Genomic DNA, 22973 nt, shown 5'->3' on the forward strand with positions numbered 1-22973 from the left:
CCGCGGACGTAGCTGTAGGCGTGACTCTCGCGGGCGAGGCCGGCCAGGCGCTCGAACAACGCGTCGCTGAGTTCCCGGGCCTCGGACTTCCCCATGACGCGCAGCTGCGCTTCGGTCGGGCGCGGGGGCAGGTCGGCAGGGAGGTCGGACGGGAGGTCCGACGCGAGTGAGGCCGTCAGGTCGGCATGGTGACCGGTTTCCGTAGAGGCGGACACGGTGACTTCTCCTGGGCATCGGGGTGACTGCCCGGCCCACGAGCGGTGACGCCCGTGCGCCCGGGCTTCGTTCCCCAGGACCCCTGCCCGGCTTCTTCAAGCGACGGCCCCGGTGGCACCTACGGGTGCGGAAGCGGGGCGGCGACTCGCTGCCACCGCTTCGCCGGGTTTCTACCCGATGCACGACATCTTATTCGTATATCGCTCGATTTGTGCGCCCTGCCCCGGGCAGGGTGTTCGGGCAACGGACACGACCGGGAGAGAAGCCCGGGAACTCCCGTACGCCCGCGTCGCAGAACCGCATCCCGGGCCGGAACGAGAACTGCACCCCGGGGCCGGATCGCGACCGGGCCGGGCTCACCAGCCGGGAAAGCCCGCAGAATGCCACGACCGGTGGCGGACGTGGTGGTCCACCGGGGAAGGCACCTCCAGCCAGACCACCTTCCCCCCGCCCTCCCGCACGGCGCCCCACGCTCCGGAGAGCCGGTCCACCACCAGCAGACCGAGCCCGCCGGGCCGACCCAGATCGGCGCGGCGGCGCAACCGCGGCAGCACGGGACTCGCGTCCGCGACCTCCACCCGGATCCGGGAGCCGTTCCAGCGGAGCCGCAGCCCGCGGGGTCCTCCGGGGGTGTGCAGACACGCGTTGGTGACCAGTTCCGAGACCATCAGCAGCACGTCCTGTGCCACGGCCAGCTGCTCGTCGTCCGCCGCGGGAAGCCAGTGCCAGCGCAGAAGGGCCTGCCGGCTGAACTCACGACAGCACCGAACCGCGCCCTCACAGCCGGACAGGGCGAGGAATCGGGTCTGCTCCGGGGGCGACGTCCCGCCGGGGCCCGACAGCGGGCCGCGTCCGGGGCCGTTCATGGGTGGTCCTCCTCACGCAGGATCGGGAGGACGAGCAACGTGGCGGACCTCCGGCGCCTCGTCCGGGGCATTTCAGGACGCCGTCAGGCGCCGTTTCCAGGTCGGTACGGAATCGCCGGGGTCGACCACCTCCAGTCGCACGCCCCACGGACCACGTGCTCATCGCCCATGCCTCGCGTCTGCTCCGCCCCGGTCCGGCTACACGTTCCGACGAGCAGAACCTGAGGCGATCGACCACGCCCCCTGCCGAAGAGCCGGCCCGGCGTTCGCCGCCGCCCGGGGTTTCACCCGAAGAGACCCGGCAAGACGCCCCGCCATGAGCTTCCACCCGCACGCCCGCTCCCATCCCCGAACCCGTTCGGTCAATCCCCGGTGACCTTTCGGAGGATTCGGAGCATGGCCCGCAGAGCGCCCTCGTTCGGGCCGATGACGGAATCCCGGCTGTGCTCGCCCTTGAAGATCACGAACGTGGGCAGGGTACGGACTCCGTACCGTTCACCGATCTCGGGGAGAGCGGCGATGTCGACCGCTACGAATTCGACCGATGGATTCTCCTCGCTCTGCCTTTCGAAGAGGGGCGCCATTTCGCATGACGCGCCACTCCCGGCAGCCGTGAAATGGACGACGAGGAAGGACCCCGAGGCCAGGAGTTCATCGAATTCGGCAATTCCTTCGATCCGCTTGACCATGCCGCCTCCCTCGGCGGTCGCCGCGGCCGAGCAGCACGGACTGCACGGCCGGGCCCGCGAACTCCGCCTGCCCGGGCTGTTGTTCGACCTCGGCGCGCTGGCCCTCGCCGGGCTGCCGCCGTTCGGCACCGGGCTCGGCAAGGCCGCCGCAGGAGGCCGCCGGACACGAACTGGCTTGGCTGCCCGCGATGTTCGTCCTGGTCTCCGCGCTCACCGGCGGCGCGGTGCTGCGCGCGGCCCTGCGCGTGTTCGCCGGAGCCGGGCTCCCGCCCCGCGAGCACCCGGAGGCCGCCGCCACCAGCGGCGAGGGCGAAGAGCCCGAGGTCCGGGAACCGGGACACCGCCCGCCCGCACCCGTGGTTCTGGTGCCCGCCCTGCTGCTCGCGGGCTGCCTGGCCGTCGGCACGGTCCCCGGGATCAGCCGGGCACCCGCCGAGGGTTCGGCGGCCTTCCACCGGGGCGCCTTGCGATGTGCGTTCAGTACGGGAGTGGACGGCCCGAGGGCGTCCGCAGATCGAGCGGCGGTTGCGGGCGCTGGGGCGCAGGGCGCTTCTTCACCGTGATCGCGGTCATCTCCGTCACCTCCTCGAACCGGAGGACCCAACCGACGTGTGCCCAACCAACGGGAGTTCTACCGGATCCGGCGCACTCAGCCCAGGCACGTACCGGACGGCCTCCGGGGAATCGGCCGGTGCCCGAAGGCACTCGTCGCCTTCCACCCTGCCCGGGCGGCATCGCCGTTGATGCACGAACGGCGCCCCGGGAGCATCTTCCCGGACGAGGGTGCCGGCTGCCGTGGCGTGGCATGCTCGTAGCATGACGGACCGATCGGTGGTGCCGGGGCCGGGCGGAGGCCCGACGGCGGGGAGCGACCCGGCGGTCGCGGTGGTCCGGCAGGTCCTGGCGGGCCTTCCCGGTTCGGTGGTCTTCCTCCAGCCGGAGTTCGGGTCACAGGGCGAAGCGACGGACTTCCGGTTCGTGGCCACCTCACCCGAGGCGGTCGACATCGGCGGGCGCCGGGGCCCGGACCTCGTGGGACTGAGCGTCCTCCGGACGTACCCCGGCGTGGCCGGCAGCGACCTGTGGCAGGGTTACCTGAGAGCGTTGAAGGCCGGGGTCGGCTACGAGGGGGAGCTGGAGTACGAGGCGGCCGCCGCCGGCGTCCCGCACCGCTCCCGGTACAGCGTGCGGGCGGTGCCTTGCCACGACGGGCTGATCGTCTCCTGGGACCGTCTGGACAGCAGCGAACGCGAACAGCGCCGACTGGCCCTCATGCAGCGCCTCGGCCGCATGGGCTGGGTGGACCGGGACCTGGTCCACGGCGAGATCATCTGGTCGGAGGAGGTGTACTCGATCTTCGATCGGGACCGGTCGCTGGGCCCGATGACCCTGGAGGACCTGTCCGCCCACGCCGAAGCAGAAGACCGTCCGGCGCTGGACTGCGCGGTCGAGGCCCTGCTGAAGACCGGCGAGCCGCTCGACCGCACCTTCCGGATCAGCCTGCCCCGGAAGGTGACGCGGCACGTACGGATAGTGGCCGAGACCGAGAACGACGCACAGGGACATCCCGTCCGGGTCCACGGCTTCTTCCAGGACCTCACCGCCGCCAAGCGCGCCGAAGAGCAGTTGCTGGAGCACCAGCAGACCGCCCTCGCCCAGCAGAGCCTGCTGACCGCCGAACGCGATCTGGCCGCCCGTCTCCAGAACACCCTGCTGCCGGTGCCCCAGCAGGTTCTGCACCTGGCCGACCTCACCGTGGACATCGCCTACCAGCCCGTCCAGGAAGGCCTCAACCTCGGCGGCGACTGGTACAGCGCCATCGAACTGCCCGATGGCAGCTCCCTGTTCGTCGTCGGCGACGTCGCCGGCCACGGACTGGACGCGGTGGCCGCCATGGCCCTGCTGCGCTTCACCGCCAAAGGCATGGCCATCACCGGCACGCCCCTGCCCACCGTCCTCGCCGGCCTGAACACGCTGCTGCTGCACACCACCGAGCGGACCTGCAACACGGCCACCATGATCATGGCCGTGTACCAGCCCGCCACCTCCCGACTCACCTGGGTGCGGGCCGGCCACCCGCCACCCCTGCTGCTGCGCCAGGGCGAGGCTCGCTTCCTGCCGCCCCCCACGGGCATCCTGCTCGGAGCGACCACCACGCCCCGCTACGCGGCAGCCACCCTTGACCTGCTCCCCGGCGACCACCTGCTCCTCTACACGGACGGCCTGGTCGAAAGGCCGAACGAGCCCATCGACGAGGGCCTGGCCCGCCTGGCCCGAACCGCCGCGACCCACGCCGGCACCCCGCGCTTCCTGGACGGCCTCGTACGGGCACTCGTCGCCCCGGAGGCCCGCCGCGACGACATCTGCGCCCTGCACATCAGCCGCTGACCGCTCCGGACCACGGCGGGACCGGCCCGGGGTCGGGCCTTGCGCGGGTCGGGCCTTGCGCGGGTAGCCGCACGGTTCCGTCCGCGGTCTGACGGCCCCTCTCGGAGCCTCCGCTCCTCCCGGGTGGGCGCCGGGTCCGGCGCCCACCCGGGGTGGTGTCAGGACTGCGGGGTGTTGCGGCGGCGCAGGCTCAGCACGCCGAAGGCGGTACCGGCCACGCCGACGACGATGCCCACGATGCCCAGCGTGCGGGCGGTGGTGTCGGACGAGGAGGAGCCGGCGGCGGCTGCGGGTGCCGCCGTCGGAGCGGCCGCCGGATGGTCACCGTCGCCGTCGGCGGTGGCCTTGGTGAGGGTCAGCGCCGGGGCCGGGTGCTGGGGCTCGGGCTGACCGGCCACGGTCTCGTCGATCCAGCGCACCACGTTGCCGTCGTCGTAGGTCTGCAGGGGCCGCCGGTCATCGTCGCCGGGTGGTGGAGGTGGACGTGCCCGCCCGAACCGGCGACCGGCTTCGACCGACCACGCAGACGCGCCCACGGGTCGGACCGGAACAGCAGGTGCGGGCCCAGCTGCCCCGTTGCGAACGCCCCCGTGATCGTGGGACACGACCGTTGCCGCCCGGCCCGGGAACAGGTCCGGTGGAGCACGGAGCCCGACGCATCACCCACGTCATCCGTCTGCGCGGGAACTTCCGCCCCGTCGCATCCGACTACCGGTCCAGCGCCTGCCCGCGAGCCGGTCACCGACGCACGTCGACCGGCGGGCACGCTACGGCGAGGGCCGGCAAGGTGCCACCCTCGGCCGGTTGCCTCCCGAGCACCCGGCCGGGCGCCACTGCCCGCCCGAGCCCGACCGTCACGCACCGATTCCCGTCCAAGGGCAGGGGAACCCCGGGAACCCCTTCCTGCGGGCCGAACAGGCCGGCCTGCGGCCGACCTGGACAGGAGAGCAGCAACCATGCGAAACCCCGACCTCCCGATCGCCACGTTCTGCGGCAACTGCAACTGCGGCTGCCCGCAGCTGTTCCTCGACAGCGACGCCCCCGCGGACAAGCGGGTGCGCATCACCGACGACTTCGGCCAGCAGATCCAGATGAGCCGCGAACAGTTCGCCGACCTGCTCGCCCAGGCGAAGTCCGGCGCGCTCGACGACGCCACGGCGACGGCGACGACCTGACAGACCGCCGTCGGGGCCGCCCTGCACCGTGCTTCCGCGCTGCCGGGCGGCCCACGGCCCACCCATCCGCCGGGGCTGCTGCCACGACGGACGGCTGATGGGCGGGCCACCCCGACCCCGACCCCGGCGTCCGCGACGGGACGCCGATGGCACCACCGAGCCTCTGTTGCACTTAATATGCAGTTGCCAATCAATTGCAACAAGGAGCTGCATGCATGGTCGGATCGCCGGTGGTCCTGGGGATCGAGTCGTCCTGCGACGAGACCGGCGCGGGGCTGGTCCGTGACGGGGTGCTACTGGGCCACGCGGTGGCGTCGTCCATGGACGAACACGCCCGCTACGGCGGAGTGGTGCCGGAGATCGCCGCCCGCGCGCACGTCCACGCCATGGCGCCCGTCGTCCAGGAGGCGCTGGACCGGGCCGGGCTCACCCTGGCCGACGTCGGCGCCGTCGCCGTCACCGCCGGCCCGGGCCTGTCCGGAGCCCTGCAGGTCGGCGTGGCCGCCGCCAAGGGCTACGCCTTCAGCCTCGGCATCCCGCTCTACGGCGTCCACCACCTGGCCGGGCACGTGGCCGCCGCCACCCTGGACGGCGGGCCGCTGCCCGACCCCTGCATCGTCCTGATCGTCTCCGGCGGCCACACCTCGCTGCTGCTCGTGCGCGACCTCGCCCGCGACCCGATCGTCCACCTCGGCGACACCCTGGACGACGCCGCCGGCGAGTGCTTCGACAAGGTCGCCCGCATCCTCCGCCTGCCCTACCCGGGCGGGCCCGCCATCGACCGCGCCGCCCGCGACGGCGACCCCCGCTCGGTACGCCTGCCGCGCCCGCTCAGCGGACCGGACGACCCCCCGTACGCCTTCTCCTTCTCCGGCCTCAAGACCGCCGCCGCCCGCTGGGTCGAGGCCCGACGCGCCGCCGGCACCGAACCCCACGTGCCCGATGCGGCCGCCGCCCTCCAGGAAGCGATCGCGGACACCCTCACCCGCAAGGCCGTCCGCGCCTGCACCGACCACGGCATCGGCACCCTCGTCGTGGTCGGCGGCGTCGCCGCCAACTCCCGCATCCGCGCCCTCACCGAACAACGCTGCGCGGCCGCCGGAATCACCCTGCGGGTGCCGGCGCTGCGCCTGTGCACCGACAACGGCGCCATGATCGCCGCCATCGGCGACCTGCTCGTGCGCGCCGGCGCCGAACCCGCCCCGATGAACCTGTCCATCGATCCCTCCGCCCCGCTGGAGTACGCCTCCCTCACCCCACTCGCCGTCACCCGCGCCGCCTGACGCCCGCCGATGGACGTCCGCCTGTTTCGGCACCCGCACCGGTCCGTGACTTCCTGAACGACCTCGGCCCGAATCCCGCCGCGGCCAGGTGGGTGGGCTCGCGCATCCGGCGAACGCGGCGAACTCGTGGTCGGCGATCGTCATTGCTGACCCCAGCCCTACCGTCTGCCCGGCGTGAGTCCGTTCTCGTAGGCGATGATCGCCAGGTGGACGCGGTCCCGGGCTTCGAGCTTGGCGAACAGCCGCGCGACATGGGTCTTCGCCGTCGCCGCGCTGATCACCAGCTCCTCGGCTATCTCCGTGTTCGACAGTCCCCGTCCGACCAGGGCCAGCACCTCGCGCTCCCGGTCGGTGATCCCCCCGATGAGACGCGAGTCCGCGGCGGACTCGGTGGCCGGTGCGGGGGCCTCGGGGGTGGCCGGGGTGGCGGGGGTGGCGGAGGTTCCGGCGAAGTCGGCGATCAGCCGTCGGGTGACGCTCGGCGCGATCAACGCGTCGCCGGCCGCCACCACGCGGATCGCGTCCAGGATCGCGTCCAGGGCCATGCTCTTGAGCAGGAATCCGCTGGCGCCGGCGCGCAGAGCGCCGTAGACGTACTCGTCGTCGTCGAAGGTCGTCAGCACCAGCACCTTGGGCGGGTCCGGCTCGGCGGTCGCCTGCCGGGTCGCCTCGATCCCGTCCATGCCCGGCATCCGGATGTCCATCACCACGACGTCCGGCCGCAGTTCACGCACCAGGCGCACCGCCTCGCGGCCGTCGCCGGCCTCGCCGACCACCTCCAGGTCGGTGGTGCCGCCGATCAGGATCCCGAGCCCGACCAGCATCAGCGGCTGGTCATCGACCAGCAGTACCCGCACGCTCATGCCGGGATCCTCGCCGTCACCCGGAATCCGCCCTCCGGACGCCGGCCCGCGCTGAACTGGCCGGACAGCAGCGACACGCGCTCGCGCATGCCGAGCAGGCCGAAGCCGCTCCCGCCGGCCACAGCCGGGTGCCTGGGTCGGCCGGGCCCGCCGGGACCGTCGTCCCCGTCGTCCACCACCTCGATCGTCACTCCCTCCGGCTCGTAGCCGACCGCGACCCGGCACGTCCGCGCCCCGGAATGCCGCACCACGTTCGTCACCGACTCCTGGATGATCCGGAACGCCGACAGTTCGATCTCCGGCGGCAGCGGACGCTGCTCGCCCCGCCAGGCCACGTCGACCCGCACCCCGGCGTCGGCCGTGCGTTCGGCGAGCCGCGGGACGTCAGCCAGGCTGCCGGCCGGCGCCAGCGGAGCGGCTCCCGGCATGGCGTCGTCCGGCTCGGCGCGGCGGAGCGCCCCGAGCATGCGCTGCAGTTCGAGCAGCGTCTGGCGGCTGGTGGTCTCGATGCCGGTCAGCGCCTGCCGCGTCTGCTCGGGCTTGGTGTCCACGACCCGCGCCGCCGCTCCCGACAGCACCGTGATGATCCCGATGCTGTGCGCGACGCTGTCGTGCAGTTCGCGGGCGATCCGCAGCCGCTCGGTGACGACGGCGCGGGCCGCCCTCTGCTCGTGCAAGGCTCCGAGGTATTCACTGCGTTTGCGGTACACCCCCCCGAAGACCCACGCGACCGCGAACCACAACGCGAACTGCCCGGCCCACTGGGCCGCGTCGCCGAGGGTCTCCCCGGGGTAGACGTGGATGTTCTCGACGAACGCGGCCGCGACGGCCGCGACGGAGCCGACGGCGGCAGCCTTCGGCCGCCGGACGGCGAGGTGCCCGCCCAGGACGACGAGCAGGACGAACACGATCCAGGGCCGCACGCCGAAGACGTGGCCGAGGACCGATTCGCCCAGGACCACCGCGAAGACCGACGCCGGCAGACGGCGCATCAGCAGGACCGGAAGGGCGAGCACGACGCACAGACCGATCAGCTCGTAGGGCCCGAGGCCGGGAAGCCGGAACGGGCCGTCGTGGTCATGATCCTGAGCGATCGACCAGCAGAGCATCAGCGCGTAGAAGCACGCGGCGGCCAGCACCACGGCCCGGTCCGTCAGCCAGGTCACGCGCTTCGATGTCGAGAGGCGCTGGAGAAGCTCTTCCATGCGGAGATCGTATTCAGCGGCGTCGGCTCCGCGCGTCGCCCCGGGGATGTACGCGGGGTACACCCCCGAACCGACGGCCTGGGGAACGGTGACATCCACCGGCCGACGCGGCGGATCACGCCCTGTTCGTAGGTTCGTGACCATGACGAATGCGCCGATGATCGACGTCCGCGAGACGACGAAGAAATACGATGACGGCCCGCCCGCGCCGGCCGGTGTGACCTTGTCCGTGGCGTCCGGTGACTGTGTGGCGATCCTCGGCCATTCCGGCAGTGGGAAGTCCACGCTGCCGAACCTGATCGGCGGCACGACCGTGCACGAGCTGATCGGCGACGCCTTCGCCCGGATCCGTCTCCTCACCGTCACCGCGCCGGCGTCCGTCGGGCCGGTCCGCCCCTGCCGTCCTGCGGGGGCCGGCGCGACGGACCGCGGGGCTCTCCGGGGAGCCGGCCGATGAGCACCCTCATGTCCTTCCAGCGCGCCGGTCCCGGCCGCCCGGCGCGCCGGCCCGGGCCGCGTTGGCCGGCGTTCGTGCTGATCGGTTCCGGTCTGGCGCTGGTCCCGTGGCTGTTCGTGCTGGCGTTCGGGCTGCCGGCCACGGCGGTGACGACGCACTGGTCGACGGCATGGGCGGGATTCGACAGCTTGGAGGCGCTCGGCCTGATCGCCGCCGGCACACTCCTCGGACGACGTGACCCCCGCGGCTGCCTGGCGGCGGCCGCGACCGCGCCGCTACCGGTGGTGGACGCCTGGTTCGACGTCGTCACGGCCGCACCAGGTGGGGACCGGGCCGTGGCGGTGGCCATGGCGGTCTTCCCCGAGCTGCCCCTGGCGGTCGTCTGTGCCGTCCTGGCCGTCCGAACGCTCCCACGCTCAGATCTCGGCCGACCTCGCAGCGCCCGTGCTTCTTACCGATTTCGTTCCCTGGAGGGATCATGACTGTTTTGACCGCTCGCCGTACCCGCTGGGGTCTGGCCGCCGCCGGCGGCGCCGCGGCGGCAGCCTGGTGGTTCGGCGACAAGGCGCCCTACCCGTACGCGCAGCGAGGCCTGCTCGACATCCCCCTGCCCTACCTAACCTGTGGGCGTCTCGACGGGATACTCCGCCCCCGGCCCGGGGAACGGATCCTGGAGATCGGCCCCGGCACCGGCCTGCAGTCCCTGCACACAGCGCCACAACTCGGCCCGGAGGGACGGCTCGACATCGTCGACATCCAGCCGGAGATGCTCGACCACGTGACCCGTCGTGCCGAAGAGCGCGGCATCACGAACATCACCGCCACCGAATCCGACGCCCGGGCCCTGCCCTTCGACGAGAGGACCTTCGACGCGGTCTATCTCGTCACCGCACTCGGCGAGATCCCCGAACCCGGCCGGGTCCTGAGTGAGGCCGCCCGGGTACTCGCGCCGACCGGCAGGCTCGTGGTGGGCGAGTTCTTCGACCGGCACTGGATCCCCTTCAGCCGACTCCACCGCCTCGCCGACGCCTCCGGCCTCCACCTGGAGACACGACACGGCCCCACCATGGCCTACCTGGCCCGCTTCAACCCCTGCCACCGGAATGAACCGGTCCCGTCGGCCCCGTAGCGCACCGACAACCGTCGCCACGCGGCCGAGGGATCCCCTTCAGCGCCGTGGTGCCGCCGGGCACCTTGCTCGTCGTCGGCGCCACGGCTTCGGTGCCGGCGTTGCGGGCCGGCCGTACGCCGGCGGTGCGGGCTCCGGTGGCCGACCTCGCCCCGAAGGCCGAGCGCGGTCAGCCTGCGCGGCGTCCGGCCGCCGGAGCTACCAGCCGGTACTCCGGATCCACCGGTAACGGGGACGCGCCGCCAGGCCACGTTCTTCCCGTCCGACCGCCCCGGACGACCCGGTCGCCGCCCCCTGCCGGAGACCCGGGGTGGGGCCCGGCCCGGGCACGCCTTCTACGCTGGGGCCATGCACGACACGGCGGCGGTACGGGTCCTGGTGGTCGAGGACGACGCGGGGATCGCCCGGCTGCTGGTCAGGGGCCTGCAGCGGGCCGGGTACGCGGCGCAGAGCGTCAGGACGGGCCACGCGGCCCTCACTGTCGCCCCGCAGCCGGACGTGGTCCTGCTCGACCTGGGCCTGCCCGACCTGGACGGTGTCGAGGTGTGCCGCCGACTGCGGCGACGCGGCGACGCGGCGATCATCGTGGTGACCGCGCGGGGTGAGGAGAGCGACCGCGTCTCGGCCCTGGACGAGGGCGCGGACGACTACCTGGTGAAGCCGTTCGGCCTGGCCGAGCTGCTGGCCCGGATCCGCGCGGTGCTCCGACGCACGCGCCCGGCCGTGCCGCAGCTGCTGCGGCACGGCCTGCTGGTCGTCGACCCGCGGACGCGCAAGGTGACCGTCGACGGGACGGAGGTGGCGCTGACCCCGAAGGAGTTCGACATCCTTGAGTGCCTGGCCGTCGACCCGGGCCGGGTCGTCTCCCGGCAGGAGATCCTGGAGAGGGCCTGGGACGAGCACTGGTACGGGCCCACCAAGGTGCTGGACGTCCACATGGCGGCGCTGCGGCGCAAGCTCGGCGTGCCCGGCCTGGTGGAAACCGTCTACGGCCGGGGCTTCCGTCTCGGCGAACCGGGCTGAGCGGCGATGACCCGGCGGATCGCCCTGACCGTCCTGGCCCTGGTCACCGTCCTGCTGGTGCTCGCAGTCGTCCCGTTGGGCGTGCTGCTGACCGAGCGGGAGGAGACGTCGTTCCGGGGCGCGGCACAGGCCGCGGCCCGCACCCTGGCCTCCGCCGCGGAGGAACACCTCTCCGACCACAGGCCCGACACGGAGCTGCGCGAGCTGCTTGACGACACGCAGAACACCGGCGGGTGCGCGGCCGTGTACGACGCGGCGGGCCGGGTGATCGCCCGCACCTCGTGCGCCGCGGCGACCTCCGGAACCGCCCAGCGCCTGGTGGCCTCGGCTCTCGCCCACCCGGGCACCGTCACCCTCCACGCCGACGACACGCTGACGGTGGCCGCGCCGATCGGCGATGAGGCCACCCCGGTCGGTGTGGCCGTTCTGGTGCGCTCCGCCGATCCGCTGGACGACCGGATCGCCGCGGTCCGGGTCTGGCTCGCGCTCATCGGCGTCGTCGGGCTCGGCCTCGGGACTCTGGTGTCAGTACGGCTGGCCCGCTGGGTCGGGCGTCCGCTCCAGGCGGTGGACGCCGCCGCCCGCCGCCTGGGAGAAGGCGCGCTGGACGTCCGCGCCCCGGCGGGCTCCGGACCGGAGGAGGTACGTCGGCTCGCCGCCACCTTCAACACCATGGCCGCTCGCACCGAGGCCCTGGTGCACGGGCACCGCGCGGTGACCGCGGACGTGTCCCACCAGCTTCGGACCCCACTGACGGCACTGCGGCTGCGACTGGACCTGCTGGCCGCGGACGCCGAGGGCGAGGACGCGGTCGAACTCGCCGGCGCCCAGGAGGAGATCGCCCGGCTGTCCCGCCTGGTGGACGGCCTGCTGGCCGCCGCCCGGGCGGAGAACGCGGTGCCCACGCCCGTCCCGGTGCGTCTGGACGACGTCGTCGCGGAGCGGATCGCCGCCTGGGAGCCGGTGGCCGACGAACGGCACGTCGAGCTGGGCGCGCACTGCCCGGGCCGACCCACCGTGTACCTGGGCACCGGCGACGTGGAACAGTTGCTCGACAACCTGCTGGCCAACGCCCTGGACGCGGTGCCCGCAGGCGGCCGAGTCCGCCTGGAGACGGCACCCGCGGCGGCCTCCTTCGGGCCCGGCACGGAACTGCGGGTCGTCGACGACGGACCGGGGATGAGCCCGGACGCGAGGGCGGCCGCCTTCCGGCGCTTCGGCAACCCGCAGGCGCGCGGCACCGGCCTGGGCCTGGCCATCGTGCACCGGCTGGCGTCGGCCAACGGCGGCACGGCCCGGTTGGAGGAGACCCCGGGCGGCGGACTGACAGTCGTGCTGGAGCTTCCCGCCGTTCCGCGCGGCGGGCAGGAGCCCGGCCGCCCCGCCCAGGAGACCGGCTGACCCCTCCTCGGCGTCGTCCGGGTACTCGGCCGCCTCGGCCGTCCGGGCCGCGCCGAGGCCCTTCCGGCCCGCCGTGGTCCGGTGCTGCGCCGACCTTTACCGGATCCGAAGGATTTCTGAACGGGATTCCGACCTCCCGTGGCGGACGCTGGAAACCGGATGACACGGAGGCGACCCCGCCGACCCCGCACCCTCGACACCGGGTGCCGGGGCGCCGCCGCCGGGAGGTGCACGATGCCGGACTCCGACCCCCTGCACATCGACCCCGCCGTCCGTCGGCGCGACCGCGGGCTGCGGCGCGTCGGCGTGGTCACCGCCGCCGCACTGGCCACGGCCGCCGCGGGCACGGCGGTCCTGGGCGCCGCGTACCACAGCCAACTGCCGGGCACCGCCACGACGCCCGCGCCCGGGGCTCCGACCCCGCAGTCGGGCACGCTTCGGCCACCCGCCCAGGCCCCCGCACCGGTCGCCCCGCCCTCCCAGGCGCCTTCCGCCACCTCGGGGGCGTCATGACCGCCCCGGCCGTCCGGCCCTCGACGACGACGTTTCCCGCACTCGGGACGACCGCGGTCCTGCTGGTGGCCGACCCCGACGGCCACGCGGACGCCCTGCGGGTGCTCAGGGCGGAACTGGCGGCGATCGACCTCGCCTGCAGCAGGTTCCGGCCCGACTCCGAACTCTCCCGCGCCAACCGCGCCACCGGCCCGGTCACCGCCGGTCCACTGTTCGCCGAGGCGATCGACGCCGCCCTGCGGGCCGCACGGGTCACCGACGGCGCCGTCGACCCCACCGTCGGTCCCTCGGTGACGACGCTCGGCTACGACCGGAGCTTCGCCTCCGTCCGCCCCGACGACGTCGGCCCGGTGGCCCCGGTACGCCCGGCCGGCTGGCGCAGCGTCGCGTGGGATCCCGCGACGCGCCGACTGTGCCTGCCCGCCGGCACCGGTCTCGACCTCGGGGCGACGGCGAAGGCACTGGCCGCGGACCGCGCGGCCGAGCATGCCGCGCGAGCGGCGGGGTGCGGGGTGCTGGTCTGCCTCGGCGGTGACCTGGCGGTCGCCGGCCCCGCCCCCGCGGGTGGCTGGCAGGTGGCGATCGCCGACGACCACGCAGCTCCACCGGACGGCGCCGCACCCGTGGTGTCCGTCACCGGCGGAGGGCTTGCCACCTCGGGCACCACCGTGCGGAGCTGGCGGCGCGGAGGCCGCACGCTCCACCACATCGTGGACCCCGTCACCGGCGACGTCCCCGCCCCGTTCTGGCGGACGGTCAGCGTCGCCGCCGCGAGCTGCGTGGACGCCAACACCGCGGCCACCGCGGCGATCGTCCTCGGCCCGCGCGCCCCCGGCTGGTTGCGCGGGCTCGGCCTGCCGGCCCGGCTGGTGCGCACGGACGGCTCCGTGGTGGTCGTCGGCGGCTGGCCCGCGGACCCCTCCCCTGCCCGTCCGCCCGCCGACCCGCAGGGAGGCCCCCGATGACCACCACCGTGCAGCTCGCCGCCACGCCGAGTCCGCTCTGGTACGCGACCAGGGCCGGCGGCACCGTGACCCTGCTGCTGCTCACGGCCACCGTCGTCCTCGGCATCGCGGCCGGCGGCCGGTACGCGCCCGAACGCGTCGCCCGGTTCGAAGTCGGCGCCCTGCACCGCAACCTCTCACTGCTCACCCTGGTCTTCCTCGGACTCCACGTCGCGACCGCGATCGCCGACCCGTTCGTCCACCTGAGGTGGCTGGACGCCGTCGTGCCGTTCGCCTCCTCCTACCGGCCGTTCTGGCTGGGCCTGGGGGCCCTCGCCGTGGACCTGCTGCTGGCCGTCCTGCTGACCAGCGCGCTGCGGCTGCGGATCGGGCGCAGGGCGTGGAAGGCGGTCCACTGGGCGGCCTACGCGGTGTGGCCGCTGGCGTTGTTCCACGGCGCGGGCACCGGGACGGACACCCGGCTCACACTTCAACTCGCCCTGACGGCCGGGTGCCTGACTGCCGTGGTGGCGGCAGTGTGGTGGCGCCTGTTGCGGGCCGGCCCCGGCCACCGGGCCGGCCGACTGTGGGCCGCCGTGTCCGCGGCGGCCGTGCCCGTCCTGGTGCTGGCGCTGCTGACGGCCGGTCCGGCAGGGACCGGCTGGGCGCACCACGACAACGCCACGCGGTCGGCCACCGCCGACCGGCGCACCGACGACGACGGCAGCGGGACCGGCACCGGCGCGGGGGACGACCGGTGAGGCCCCAGCCCGCTGCCGCTCGGGCCACCCCGCACCCGGACGCCCCGGAAGGGCCGGCCGGCTCCCGGCTGCTGCACGGCTGGTACGCCACCGGGGCGCCCGCCGGGCTCACCGAGCACCTGCAGCGGTACGGGCCGGCGCCGACGGCGTCCGGCCGCCGGGCCGCGGCGGGGTTGATCCGGGCCGTCGAGGACGCCGGGCTGACGGGGCGGGGCGGCGCCGCGTTCCCCACCGGCCACAAGCTCCGCTCCGTCGCCGAACGGCGCGGCCGGGCCGTGGTAGTGGCCAATGGCATGGAGAGCGAGCCGTCGAGCGGCAAGGACGCGGCTCTGCTCGACCTCGCACCGCACCTCGTGCTCGACGGCGCCGTCCTGGCCGCGACCGCGGTCGGCGCCCGCGCCGTCCACCTCTGTCTGCCCCGGACGCGACCCCGGCAGGTGGAGCGGCTGACCGCCGCGGCCGAGGAACGCCGGCAGTCCGGCCTGGACCGTCTGCCCGTCCGGGTGCACGGCCTGCCGCACCACTACGTCTCCAGTGAAGCGACCTCACTGGTGCGCTGGCTGAACGGCGGCGACGCCCGCCCCTCGGCTGCTCGGCCACGGCCGTTCGAGAAGGGCGTCGGCGGACGCCCCACCCTGGTCGACAACGTGGAGACACTCGCCCACCTCGCGCTCATCGCCCGGTACGGGCCGCAGTGGTTCCGCGCCGCGGGCAGCCCGGACGCACCCGGGACCACCCTGGTCACCGTCTGCGGCGCGGTCCGCGCCCCCGGCGTCCGCGAGATCCCCCTCGGCATCCCGCTCCGGGCCGTCCTCGACGCCGTCGGCGGCCCGTCGGAATCGCTGCGGGCGGTCCTCGTCGGCGGGTACTTCGGAAGCTGGCTGCCGCTCGCGGCGGCGGACCTGCCGTTCAGCCGCAGCGGACTCGCCGGGGCCGGTGCCGGGCCGGGCGCGGGCGTACTCGTCGCGTTGCCCGAGAACGCCTGCGGCCTGGCCGAGACGGCGCGGGTGCTCGGCTACCTCGCCGCCCAGAGCGCGCGCCAGTGCGGGCCGTGCCGGTTCGGGCTGCCCGCCGTCGCGGACGACTTCGCCCGGCTCGTCGGCGGCCGCACCGACCCGGACCTGCTCGAACGACTCCACCGCCGGACCGCACTGCTGGCCGGCCGGGGCGCCTGCCGCCACCCCGACGGCGCTTCCCGGCTCGCCGCCACCGCCTTGCAGGTGTTCGCCGACGACGTGCACCACCACGTACGGCACGGCCCGTGCGGCGCTGCCGAGCACTCGGCGGTCATCGCCGTGCCCGACCGTGCGGACCCGGAGATCGAGGGATGGCGGTGAAGCGGCGTCAGCGGCTCGCCGTCGACCGCATCGCATGCGACGGTCGCGGGCTCTGCGCCGAACTGCTGCCGGAACTGATCGCCCTCGACGAATGGGGTTACCCGATCGTCAGCGGATCCGACGTGCCCGGCGAACTCCTGCCAGACGCCCGACGCGCGGTCGCGGCCTGTCCCGTCCTCGCCCTGCGGCTGGTCGCCGCCCCCTCCCGGCCCACCCGGACGTGACCTGAACCACTTCTTAGTGCCCGACCGGGCACACTGCTCGCGGCCCCGCACCGGCGGGGCCGCCGTCCCCGCGCACCCGGCGCGGTCCATGCACCGGCGGAAGGCGGGCCATCCATGCGCTCGACAGGCAGCACCACGGCACCGGCGCGCACCACCGCGCCGGTCCCTTCGGGACGCCTCGGCGGCCCCGAAGGCAACCGGCGGCTGATCGCCGCCACCGGCGCCCTCCTGCTGCTGCTCCTCGCCGCCCAGGGCGTGACCATCCTGTTCCTCGACCGACTCCTCACCTGGCACTTCTTCCTCGGCATGCTGCTGGCCGGGCCGGTCGCCCTCAAACTCGGCGGCACCGGCTACCGCATCGTGCGCTACTACACCGGCAACCCCGCCTACCGGCGACAGGGACCACCCCATCCGCTGCTGCGGCTCCTCGGCCCGGTCGTGGTCGCCACCACCCTCGCCGTCCTGGCCACCGGCGGCGCCCTCGCCCTCCTGGGGCGCGACACCGGGACGATCCCCGTCCTCTTCCTCCACAAGGCCTCCTTCGTCTGCTGGGCGGCGGCCACCACCGTCCACGTCCTGGCGCACGCGTGGCGACTGCCCGCTCTGGTCGGCGCCGACCTGCGGCTGCGGGCCGCCCGCCGCGACATTCCGCGCGTCCGCGGCGCGGCGCTTCGCTGGTCGCTGTTGCTGGCCTCGCTCGGCATCGGCCTCGCACTGGCCCTGGCCGGCGCGCCGCTGGCCGCCCAGTGGCACACCACCGCGCATCACACCAAGCACCGCCAAAACCGCGCCGCAGTCACGAGTCCGGTCCGGGACCTGACCACCGGTACCGAGGCCGGCTGACGCCGCACGGCGGGTGAGCCCCTTGTCGCCGCGGCAGCCGGGCCGGACCGTCCCGGCGGTGTTCCCGCCAGGGCGGCTCGGCCCGGTCATGCGGGTCAGGCGTTGACCGGTGCCGTGCCCGGGAGGTGGCGCCGGACCGCGGGTCCGAGCGCGAGGTGGCCCGGTCCGGTGACCACGATCAGGAGGAAGGCCCAACAGAACATGACGGCCGGCTCGCCACCGTTCTGGATCGGCCACAGCGCGTGCCCCTGGTGAACGCTGAAGTAGGCGTACGCCATCGAACCCGAGCACAACAGGGCGGCCGGGCGGACCGCCACCCCGAGCAGGACCAGGGCGCCCGCGGCCAGCTGGATGACGGCCGCCCACCAGCCGGGCCACTGCCCGACCGCCGGCGACTTGCCGTGCGCCCCTCCGAGGACGCCGAACAGCGTCGCGGCACCGTGGCAGGCGAACAGCAGGGAGACCACGATGCGGAACAGTCCCAGCACCGCAGGCCGGGTGCGCTTGACGAGCGTTGAAGGATCTGTGGCCACGACGACTCCTTGACTCGGGGACGAGGAGGGATCAGCCCGGCGGTCCCGGATCGGGATCGGGCGGACGACCGCCGCGAACGGCCCGTACCGGATTCCAGCCGAACGCGACGCTCGCACACCAAGACTGACGCCATGTCATGTCAGCGGCCAGATTCGCGAACCTCTCAACTTCCTCTGAGTCCTCCCGGCCGGAACACGACCGCGCACCAGCCGGGCACCACGACGCAGGGACTCCTCCCGGGCGCCATCGCAGGCACGACGAGCCTGCGACAGGACCACCACGAGGCAGTCCGCATCCCTGCACGGCGGCAGGCCCGCCGAGAACGGACGCCTCCACCCCTGAGCGCCGAGGCCGTCGCCTTCTGTTTCTGGTGGGGCCGGTGGCCGGGGAGGCCGGTCAGGCACCGAGGTCGAGGATGGCGCCGAGGAGTTCCTCGGGGGTCTCCAGCTGGGGGAGGTGGCCGGTACGGGGCAGCAGGGTGAACGCGGCACCGGGGACGGCGGCGGCGTAGGCGCGACCGTACTCCGGGGTGACGACGCGGTCGCTCTCGCCCCAGATGACGTGGACGGGCAGGCGGACGCCGGCCAGGCGGTCGATGAGGGTCGGGTCCGACATCGTGGGGCCGGTGTACCGGATGAGGGCCTGGAGGTCGGGGCTCGGCCCGGTCTGACCGGCGGGCGGGACGGGTGCCTTGCTCGGGTCGTGGAAGGAGTAGGTGCTGATCTGCTGCGGTGTCATCCCGGCGAGGCTGGTCATGGGGTGGCCGGCCACCTCGATGCCGACTCCGTCGATGATGACGGCGCCGCTGACGCGCGGGCTGTCCAGCAGGGCGATCTCGGCGGCGAGCCAGCCGCCGAAGGAGTTGCCGACGACGGTGACGTCGGCGAGGTCGAGCTCTTCCAGCAGTGCGACGTACGCGCGGGCCAGCCCGGTGACGCCGACGAGACCGTCGGGCTTGGGAGTGCCGGCGAATCCGGGGTGGGTGGGCAGCAGCACCCTGGCGCGGGCGCGCTCGGCCAGGAGGTCGGCGAAGCCGGCCATGGTGCGGACGCCGCCGCCTCCGTGCAGCAGCAGGAACGGGCGGGTGCGGTCGCGGTCCTGGACGGTCAGCTCGACCGGGCCGACCGGAGTCGTCAGCGTGCGGGTGGGCCGGAGGGTCCCGGCGGGAACAGGGGTGCTCGGCATCGTCCATCTCCCTGGAGGCATCTATCTAAGGTTCCTTATGCAATGAACCTTAGACAAGGGCACGCATATAAGCAACCTTAGATATGCGGTAGACTGCCGCCATGCGTGAACCGTCAGAGGTCGGCCTTGCCGTCAAGCGCCTCCAGCACCGGCACCACCGCGCCCTGAGCAAGGCACTGGCACCGCTCGGCCTCTCGGTGGTCCAGTGGGACACCCTGCGCCACCTGGACCGCAAGCCCGACGCCTCGCTGCACGACCTGGCGGTGCTGACCTTCCAGACCGACCAGTCCTTCGGATCGCTGGCCGTACGGATGGCCGAGCGCGGCCTGATCGAACGGATACCGGGGCCCGGGCGCGCGGTGCGCCACCGGCTCACGGACGAGGGCGCCAGGCTGAGGGTCGAGGGTCAGGCCGCGGCCGACGCCATCACTGCGGACTCCTTCCGTGCTCTCACCCCGGAACAGCTCGACCAACTCGGCGCGCTGCTCGACACCGCCCTGGACACCTGACCACGAAACAACCGCGTGCCCCGCGGCCTGCCGTCCGTGACCGCACCTGCCCCGGCGGCGGATGCGGCAGGGTTCGGTGAGCCAGTAGGCGCGGCCGGCGCCGGGCATCAGGTTCCCCAGCAGGAGTCGCGGTAGGAGCAGCCGCGGCAGGCGGCGCGGGTCCGGCGGTCGGGGGGTGTGGGCGGACCTGGGCGTCGTGGGCCGGCGAGGGGCTGCGGGAGGACTTGGTCTCGTGGATGACGGCGCCGGCGGCGACCCAGCCGATGCGGGCTTCCCCGAGGTCGACGTCCCGCCCACGCGTGAACGTGGCCTCGCTGACGACTTCGCCGAAGGCGACGAGGTCGCTGCCACTCTCGGGCCGGTATCCGCGCATGTAGAGGTCTTGGACACGACCGGCACCGGCCCGTCCCCCGAGGACACCCGCGCCGAGATCGAGGCCAACGCGATCGGCGGCTCGCTGTCCTGCTCCGGCAACACCCCGCCGCCCACCAACGACGGACACCCCAACACGGTGACCGGATCGAGGCCGGGCCAGTGCTCGAACCTCTGGTCACACCCTGAGGACACCGGAAGGGGCCCGCTCCGGCGGGCCCCTTCCGCTGCGTCCGCCGACCACGACGCTGCGCCGTAGTTCGGCGCACCACCCACCGCCTGTGACTCCCCCTGGCGTGCGTCCGCGCGGGTGGCACTCGGGGTCGAAGGGATTCTCGCCACCGCACCTGTCGGAACCCTGACAGTACGTCAGATGATCCCACGAAAGGACTTCGTTCGTGCCACCTGAGAGATACCCGCGCCGCGTCCTCGCCACCGGCGTCTCGCTGTGCCTGGCCTCGGCGTCGCTCGCACTCCTGCCCGCCCAGGCTCACGCGGGCGACGCCCCGGCGGCGGCCAAGTCGAACCGGGCGGTGAACTTCGTGGTGCCGACCGTCGTCGACGCGACCGGGTCCGCCATGAGCACCGGCGGCAGGGAGCCCTCCATCGCGGTCGACCCCTCCAACCCGAACCGGATCGCCATCACCCGGTTCGACTCCACGTGGAACGGCGGCAACGCCGCCGATCTGCTCTACTCCACCAACGGTGGCACCACCTGGCAGAACTACGGGTCCGTTCCCCCGCCGCCCGGTCTCGCCGACGCCGGCGCCCTCGCACCGGCGGACCAGACCATCGACTACGGTCGCGACGGCACGCTCTACGGCGCCTTCCTCACCTGTGCGCTCAACACCGCCATGAACGGCTGCACCGGCGCCAGGGTGGTCACCGGATCGACCAGCGACCCGACCAACCCCGCCTCCTGGGCCTGGCGGCCCGACGCCACCACCGGCACGCAGATCACCAGCGGCAACCGGGTCTTCGCCGACCAGCCCTGGCTGCGGGTGAACCGCGACCGCGATCACGCGGACCAGGACGACGTCTACGTCTCGTACGAGGACCTCCGCAGCACGCCCGCAGAGGCCCGGGTCGCGGTCTCGTACAACGCCCACCCGGTGAACATCACCCAGGACCAGTCGCCGGGCCAGGTCGTCTCGGACACCAACACCAGCGGGGCCGTCCGCCTCGCGACCGACCCCAGGAACGGCGCGGTCTACGCCCTCTTCCAGACCCAGACCACCGCCGGGACACTCGGCGACCCGCAGAACATCACCTACCGGATCAACCGGTCGACCGACGGCGGGGCGACCTGGCCGCTGGGCAGCGGCCAGGGCATCGCCGTGGCCACGGCCGACACCCACCAGGGCGTCACCTACAAGTTCGGCGGCGTCAACGCGCTGCTCGGCGGCATCGACCACGCCGCCGTCGACCCGTCCAACGGCGACGTGTACGTGGCCTACGGCGCGGACGTCTCGGGCAACAACCAGATCAGGATGCGGCGGCTCACCGACGACGGCCACGGCAGCCTCACCGTCGGGACGGAGCACAACGTCTCCCCCTCCACCAACGCGGCGCTCCCCTCGGTCGCGGTGCTCGACGACGGCACCGTCGGCGTCCTCTACACCACCTACGAGGGCCTGAACGGCAACATGTACCCGACCTTCGCCGCGCACCTCGCCAGGAGCGCCGACCACGGCGTCACCTTCACCGACCAGGTCCTGAGGACGTTCCAGTCGGACCTCACGAACAACGGCAACGCGTACCAGCGCGTCCTCGGCGACTACCAGGTCCTGAGAGCGGTCGGCAACCGCTTCTACGGCGCCTTCCCCGGCAACGACAACGGGCAGAATCCGCCCGCCACGCCGGTGCCACCGATCCACGCGATGTTCTTCACCACCGTCCCCCAGGCCACCACGACCACGCTCGCCTCCTCGGCCGATCCTTCGGTGTACGGCCAGCCGGTGAGCTTCACCGCGACGGTCGCGCCCGTACCCGACGGCGGCACGGTGGGCTTCCGGGTCGACGGCAGCCCGCTCGGCGGTCCGGTGCCGGTGGACACCACCACCGGGCAGGCAACCTCGGCCAGCATCGCCACCCTGAGTCCGGGCCCGCACACCGTGGACGCCGTCTACGCAGGCAACGGTGACTTCGCGCCCAGTACCGCCACGACACTGGTCCAGACGGTCGACCAGGCGCCGGTCACCACGACCCTGGTGTCCTCCGGCCCCTCGTCCCTCGGCCAGAACGTCACCTTCACCGACACGGTCTGCCCCGCCGGCGGGAGCACCGACCCGGCGGCCCCGCCGAGCGGAACGGTGACCTTCCGCGACGGTGCCACGACGCTCGGCACCGGGTCGCTGTCGCCGGGCGGCGGCACCAACTGCGCCCAGACCCAGTTCAGCTGGGATGACCTGCTGCCCGGGACGCACACCGTCACGGCCCAGTACGGCGGCGACGGCAACTACCTGGCGGGCCCGCCGGAGTCCCTCACGCAGACGGTCGGCTGCACCCGGACCGTCACCGGGTCCGTCCCGGGCGCGGTGTTCGCGGGCAGCGGCAGCACCTGCATCGTCGACGCCACGGTCGGCGGCACGGTGCAAGGTGCCTCCGGTGGCGCGCTGTTCGTCAGCAACTCCACGGTCAAGGGCAGCATCCTGTCCTCCAACGGCACCCGGCTCGGAGTCTGCGGCAGCACGATCACCGGTTCGGTCAACGTCTCCCACGCCACCGGCTTCGTGGTGATCGGGGACCCGGGCGACGACGGCTGCGCCGGCAACCGGATCACCGGCCTGGTGTCGCTGGCCGACAACCACAGCGGTGCCGAACTCATCGCCAACCACATCGGCGGCTCGGTCCACGTGCAGGGCACAACCGGCACCGGCCCCTTCCCCGAGGACGACCGCGCCGAGATCGAGGGCAACACCATCAACGGTTCGCTCTCCTGCTCCGGCAACGTTCCGCCGCCGACCAACGGCGGGCACCCCAACACCGTGACCGGCACACGGACCGGCCAGTGCGCGAACCTCTGACCCCGGCCTGAGCCGCGGAGGGCAGGCGGA

General features: G+C 73.6%; 26 protein-coding genes and 1 pseudogene. 18 read left to right on the top strand and 9 right to left on the bottom strand.

The annotated features are described in order from the left end of the window. The 3 genes and pseudogenes from ACZ7KX_RS40900 to ACZ7KX_RS40910 all read right to left on the bottom strand — a co-directional run. Positions 1 to 215, bottom strand: a pseudogene (locus tag ACZ7KX_RS40900) (hypothetical protein); the annotation flags it as partial. Positions 216 to 572: 357 nt separating this feature from the next. After that, entirely contained in the window at positions 573 to 1082 is a 510-nt protein-coding gene (locus tag ACZ7KX_RS40905) for an ATP-binding protein (RefSeq protein ID WP_470331024.1), read from the bottom strand. Positions 1083 to 1444: 362 nt separating this feature from the next. Next, positions 1445 to 1771, bottom strand: coding sequence for a thioredoxin family protein (locus tag ACZ7KX_RS40910; protein ID WP_470331025.1), 327 nt, complete (start codon positions 1769 to 1771; stop codon positions 1445 to 1447). A gap of 188 nt (positions 1772 to 1959) precedes the next feature. Here ACZ7KX_RS40910 and ACZ7KX_RS40915 point away from each other — a divergent pair, with 188 nt between their 5' ends. After that, complete coding sequence (locus tag ACZ7KX_RS40915; protein WP_470331026.1) at positions 1960 to 2334, top strand: hypothetical protein; 375 nt, start codon at positions 1960 to 1962, stop codon at positions 2332 to 2334. 253 nt (positions 2335 to 2587) lie between these two features. Then, positions 2588 to 4159 (top strand): PP2C family protein-serine/threonine phosphatase, encoded by a 1572-nt coding sequence (locus ACZ7KX_RS40920; RefSeq protein WP_470331027.1) that lies wholly within the window; start codon positions 2588 to 2590, stop codon positions 4157 to 4159. 158 nt (positions 4160 to 4317) lie between these two features. Here ACZ7KX_RS40920 and ACZ7KX_RS40925 read toward each other — a convergent pair whose 3' ends face one another. Then, a complete protein-coding gene (locus ACZ7KX_RS40925) occupies positions 4318 to 4695 on the bottom strand; it encodes a DUF1775 domain-containing protein (RefSeq protein ID WP_470331028.1) in 378 nt (125 codons plus the stop codon). Between the two features lie 420 nt (positions 4696 to 5115). Here ACZ7KX_RS40925 and ACZ7KX_RS40930 point away from each other — a divergent pair, with 420 nt between their 5' ends. Both ACZ7KX_RS40930 and tsaD read left to right on the top strand, forming a co-directional pair. Continuing rightward, entirely contained in the window at positions 5116 to 5334 is a 219-nt protein-coding gene (locus ACZ7KX_RS40930; protein ID WP_470331029.1) for a hypothetical protein, read from the top strand. Positions 5335 to 5549: 215 nt separating this feature from the next. Next, positions 5550 to 6617 (top strand): tRNA (adenosine(37)-N6)-threonylcarbamoyltransferase complex transferase subunit TsaD, encoded by a 1068-nt coding sequence (tsaD, locus tag ACZ7KX_RS40935; protein WP_470331030.1) that lies wholly within the window; start codon positions 5550 to 5552, stop codon positions 6615 to 6617. Positions 6618 to 6775: 158 nt separating this feature from the next. Here the strand turns inward: tsaD and ACZ7KX_RS40940 are convergent, their stop codons facing one another. Both ACZ7KX_RS40940 and ACZ7KX_RS40945 read right to left on the bottom strand, forming a co-directional pair. Next, the gene (locus ACZ7KX_RS40940; RefSeq protein ID WP_470331031.1) at positions 6776 to 7480 is read right to left on the bottom strand and encodes a response regulator; all 705 of its coding nucleotides are present in this window, start codon (positions 7478 to 7480) and stop codon (positions 6776 to 6778) included. Continuing rightward, on the bottom strand, positions 7477 to 8685 hold the full coding sequence (locus tag ACZ7KX_RS40945) for a sensor histidine kinase (protein ID WP_470331032.1): 1209 nt from the start codon (positions 8683 to 8685) through the stop codon (positions 7477 to 7479). Before ACZ7KX_RS40945 ends, ACZ7KX_RS40940 begins: the two co-directional genes overlap by 4 nt. A 157-nt stretch (positions 8686 to 8842) precedes the next feature. Here ACZ7KX_RS40945 and ACZ7KX_RS40950 point away from each other — a divergent pair, with 157 nt between their 5' ends. From ACZ7KX_RS40950 to ACZ7KX_RS41000, 11 genes are all read left to right on the top strand, one after another. Further along, the gene (locus ACZ7KX_RS40950) at positions 8843 to 9142 is read left to right on the top strand and encodes an ATP-binding cassette domain-containing protein (protein WP_470331033.1); all 300 of its coding nucleotides are present in this window, start codon (positions 8843 to 8845) and stop codon (positions 9140 to 9142) included. After that, positions 9139 to 9624, top strand: a complete 486-nt coding sequence (locus ACZ7KX_RS40955; protein WP_470331034.1) for a hypothetical protein — start codon at positions 9139 to 9141, stop codon at positions 9622 to 9624. The genes ACZ7KX_RS40950 and ACZ7KX_RS40955 overlap by 4 nt, the downstream gene beginning before the upstream one ends. Then, entirely contained in the window at positions 9621 to 10271 is a 651-nt protein-coding gene (locus ACZ7KX_RS40960; protein ID WP_470331035.1) for a class I SAM-dependent methyltransferase, read from the top strand. The genes ACZ7KX_RS40955 and ACZ7KX_RS40960 overlap by 4 nt, the downstream gene beginning before the upstream one ends. Positions 10272 to 10619: 348 nt before the next feature. Next, positions 10620 to 11294, top strand: coding sequence for a response regulator transcription factor (locus tag ACZ7KX_RS40965; RefSeq protein WP_470331036.1), 675 nt, complete (start codon positions 10620 to 10622; stop codon positions 11292 to 11294). 6 nt (positions 11295 to 11300) lie between these two features. Next, a complete protein-coding gene (locus tag ACZ7KX_RS40970) occupies positions 11301 to 12695 on the top strand; it encodes a sensor histidine kinase (protein WP_470331037.1) in 1395 nt (464 codons plus the stop codon). Positions 12696 to 12929: 234 nt separating this feature from the next. Then, positions 12930 to 13208, top strand: coding sequence for a hypothetical protein (locus ACZ7KX_RS40975; protein ID WP_470331038.1), 279 nt, complete (start codon positions 12930 to 12932; stop codon positions 13206 to 13208). Beyond that, positions 13205 to 14173 carry an FAD:protein FMN transferase gene (locus ACZ7KX_RS40980; RefSeq protein ID WP_470331039.1) on the top strand — a complete coding sequence of 323 codons (969 nt, stop codon included), beginning with the start codon at positions 13205 to 13207 and terminating at the stop codon, positions 14171 to 14173. The genes ACZ7KX_RS40975 and ACZ7KX_RS40980 overlap by 4 nt, the downstream gene beginning before the upstream one ends. Further along, positions 14170 to 14913: a ferric reductase-like transmembrane domain-containing protein gene (locus ACZ7KX_RS40985; protein ID WP_470331040.1), complete on the top strand. Its 744-nt coding sequence runs from the start codon at positions 14170 to 14172 to the stop codon at positions 14911 to 14913. The genes ACZ7KX_RS40980 and ACZ7KX_RS40985 overlap by 4 nt, the downstream gene beginning before the upstream one ends. Then, positions 14910 to 16250, top strand: coding sequence for an NADH-ubiquinone oxidoreductase-F iron-sulfur binding region domain-containing protein (locus ACZ7KX_RS40990; RefSeq protein ID WP_470331041.1), 1341 nt, complete (start codon positions 14910 to 14912; stop codon positions 16248 to 16250). Before ACZ7KX_RS40985 ends, ACZ7KX_RS40990 begins: the two co-directional genes overlap by 4 nt. Then, the gene (locus ACZ7KX_RS40995; RefSeq protein ID WP_470331042.1) at positions 16247 to 16474 is read left to right on the top strand and encodes a ferredoxin; all 228 of its coding nucleotides are present in this window, start codon (positions 16247 to 16249) and stop codon (positions 16472 to 16474) included. The genes ACZ7KX_RS40990 and ACZ7KX_RS40995 overlap by 4 nt, the downstream gene beginning before the upstream one ends. Before the next feature lie 114 nt (positions 16475 to 16588). After that, positions 16589 to 17317 (top strand): hypothetical protein, encoded by a 729-nt coding sequence (locus ACZ7KX_RS41000; RefSeq protein ID WP_470331043.1) that lies wholly within the window; start codon positions 16589 to 16591, stop codon positions 17315 to 17317. A gap of 95 nt (positions 17318 to 17412) precedes the next feature. On the opposite strand, the gene ACZ7KX_RS41005 is transcribed toward ACZ7KX_RS41000, so the two are convergent. Next, positions 17413 to 17850, bottom strand: coding sequence for a DoxX family protein (locus ACZ7KX_RS41005; RefSeq protein WP_470331044.1), 438 nt, complete (start codon positions 17848 to 17850; stop codon positions 17413 to 17415). A gap of 397 nt (positions 17851 to 18247) precedes the next feature. After that, a complete protein-coding gene (locus ACZ7KX_RS41010; protein WP_470331045.1) occupies positions 18248 to 19036 on the bottom strand; it encodes an alpha/beta fold hydrolase in 789 nt (262 codons plus the stop codon). Between the two features lie 101 nt (positions 19037 to 19137). Here ACZ7KX_RS41010 and ACZ7KX_RS41015 point away from each other — a divergent pair, with 101 nt between their 5' ends. Then, positions 19138 to 19545, top strand: coding sequence for a MarR family winged helix-turn-helix transcriptional regulator (locus ACZ7KX_RS41015; RefSeq protein WP_470331046.1), 408 nt, complete (start codon positions 19138 to 19140; stop codon positions 19543 to 19545). Here ACZ7KX_RS41015 and ACZ7KX_RS41020 read toward each other — a convergent pair. Further along, complete coding sequence (locus tag ACZ7KX_RS41020) at positions 19487 to 19918, bottom strand: Dna2/Cas4 domain-containing protein (RefSeq protein WP_470331047.1); 432 nt, start codon at positions 19916 to 19918, stop codon at positions 19487 to 19489. The genes ACZ7KX_RS41015 and ACZ7KX_RS41020 overlap by 59 nt on opposite strands. A gap of 9 nt (positions 19919 to 19927) precedes the next feature. On the opposite strand from ACZ7KX_RS41020, the gene ACZ7KX_RS41025 reads away from it, so the two are divergent. Beyond that, entirely contained in the window at positions 19928 to 20176 is a 249-nt protein-coding gene (locus tag ACZ7KX_RS41025) for a hypothetical protein (protein WP_470331048.1), read from the top strand. Positions 20177 to 20315: 139 nt separating this feature from the next. Next, positions 20316 to 22943: an Ig-like domain-containing protein gene (locus ACZ7KX_RS41030; RefSeq protein ID WP_470331049.1), complete on the top strand. Its 2628-nt coding sequence runs from the start codon at positions 20316 to 20318 to the stop codon at positions 22941 to 22943. The last annotated feature ends 30 nt before the right edge of the window (positions 22944 to 22973 follow it).

It is taken from the genome of Kitasatospora sp. NPDC038210, assembly GCF_055600605.1.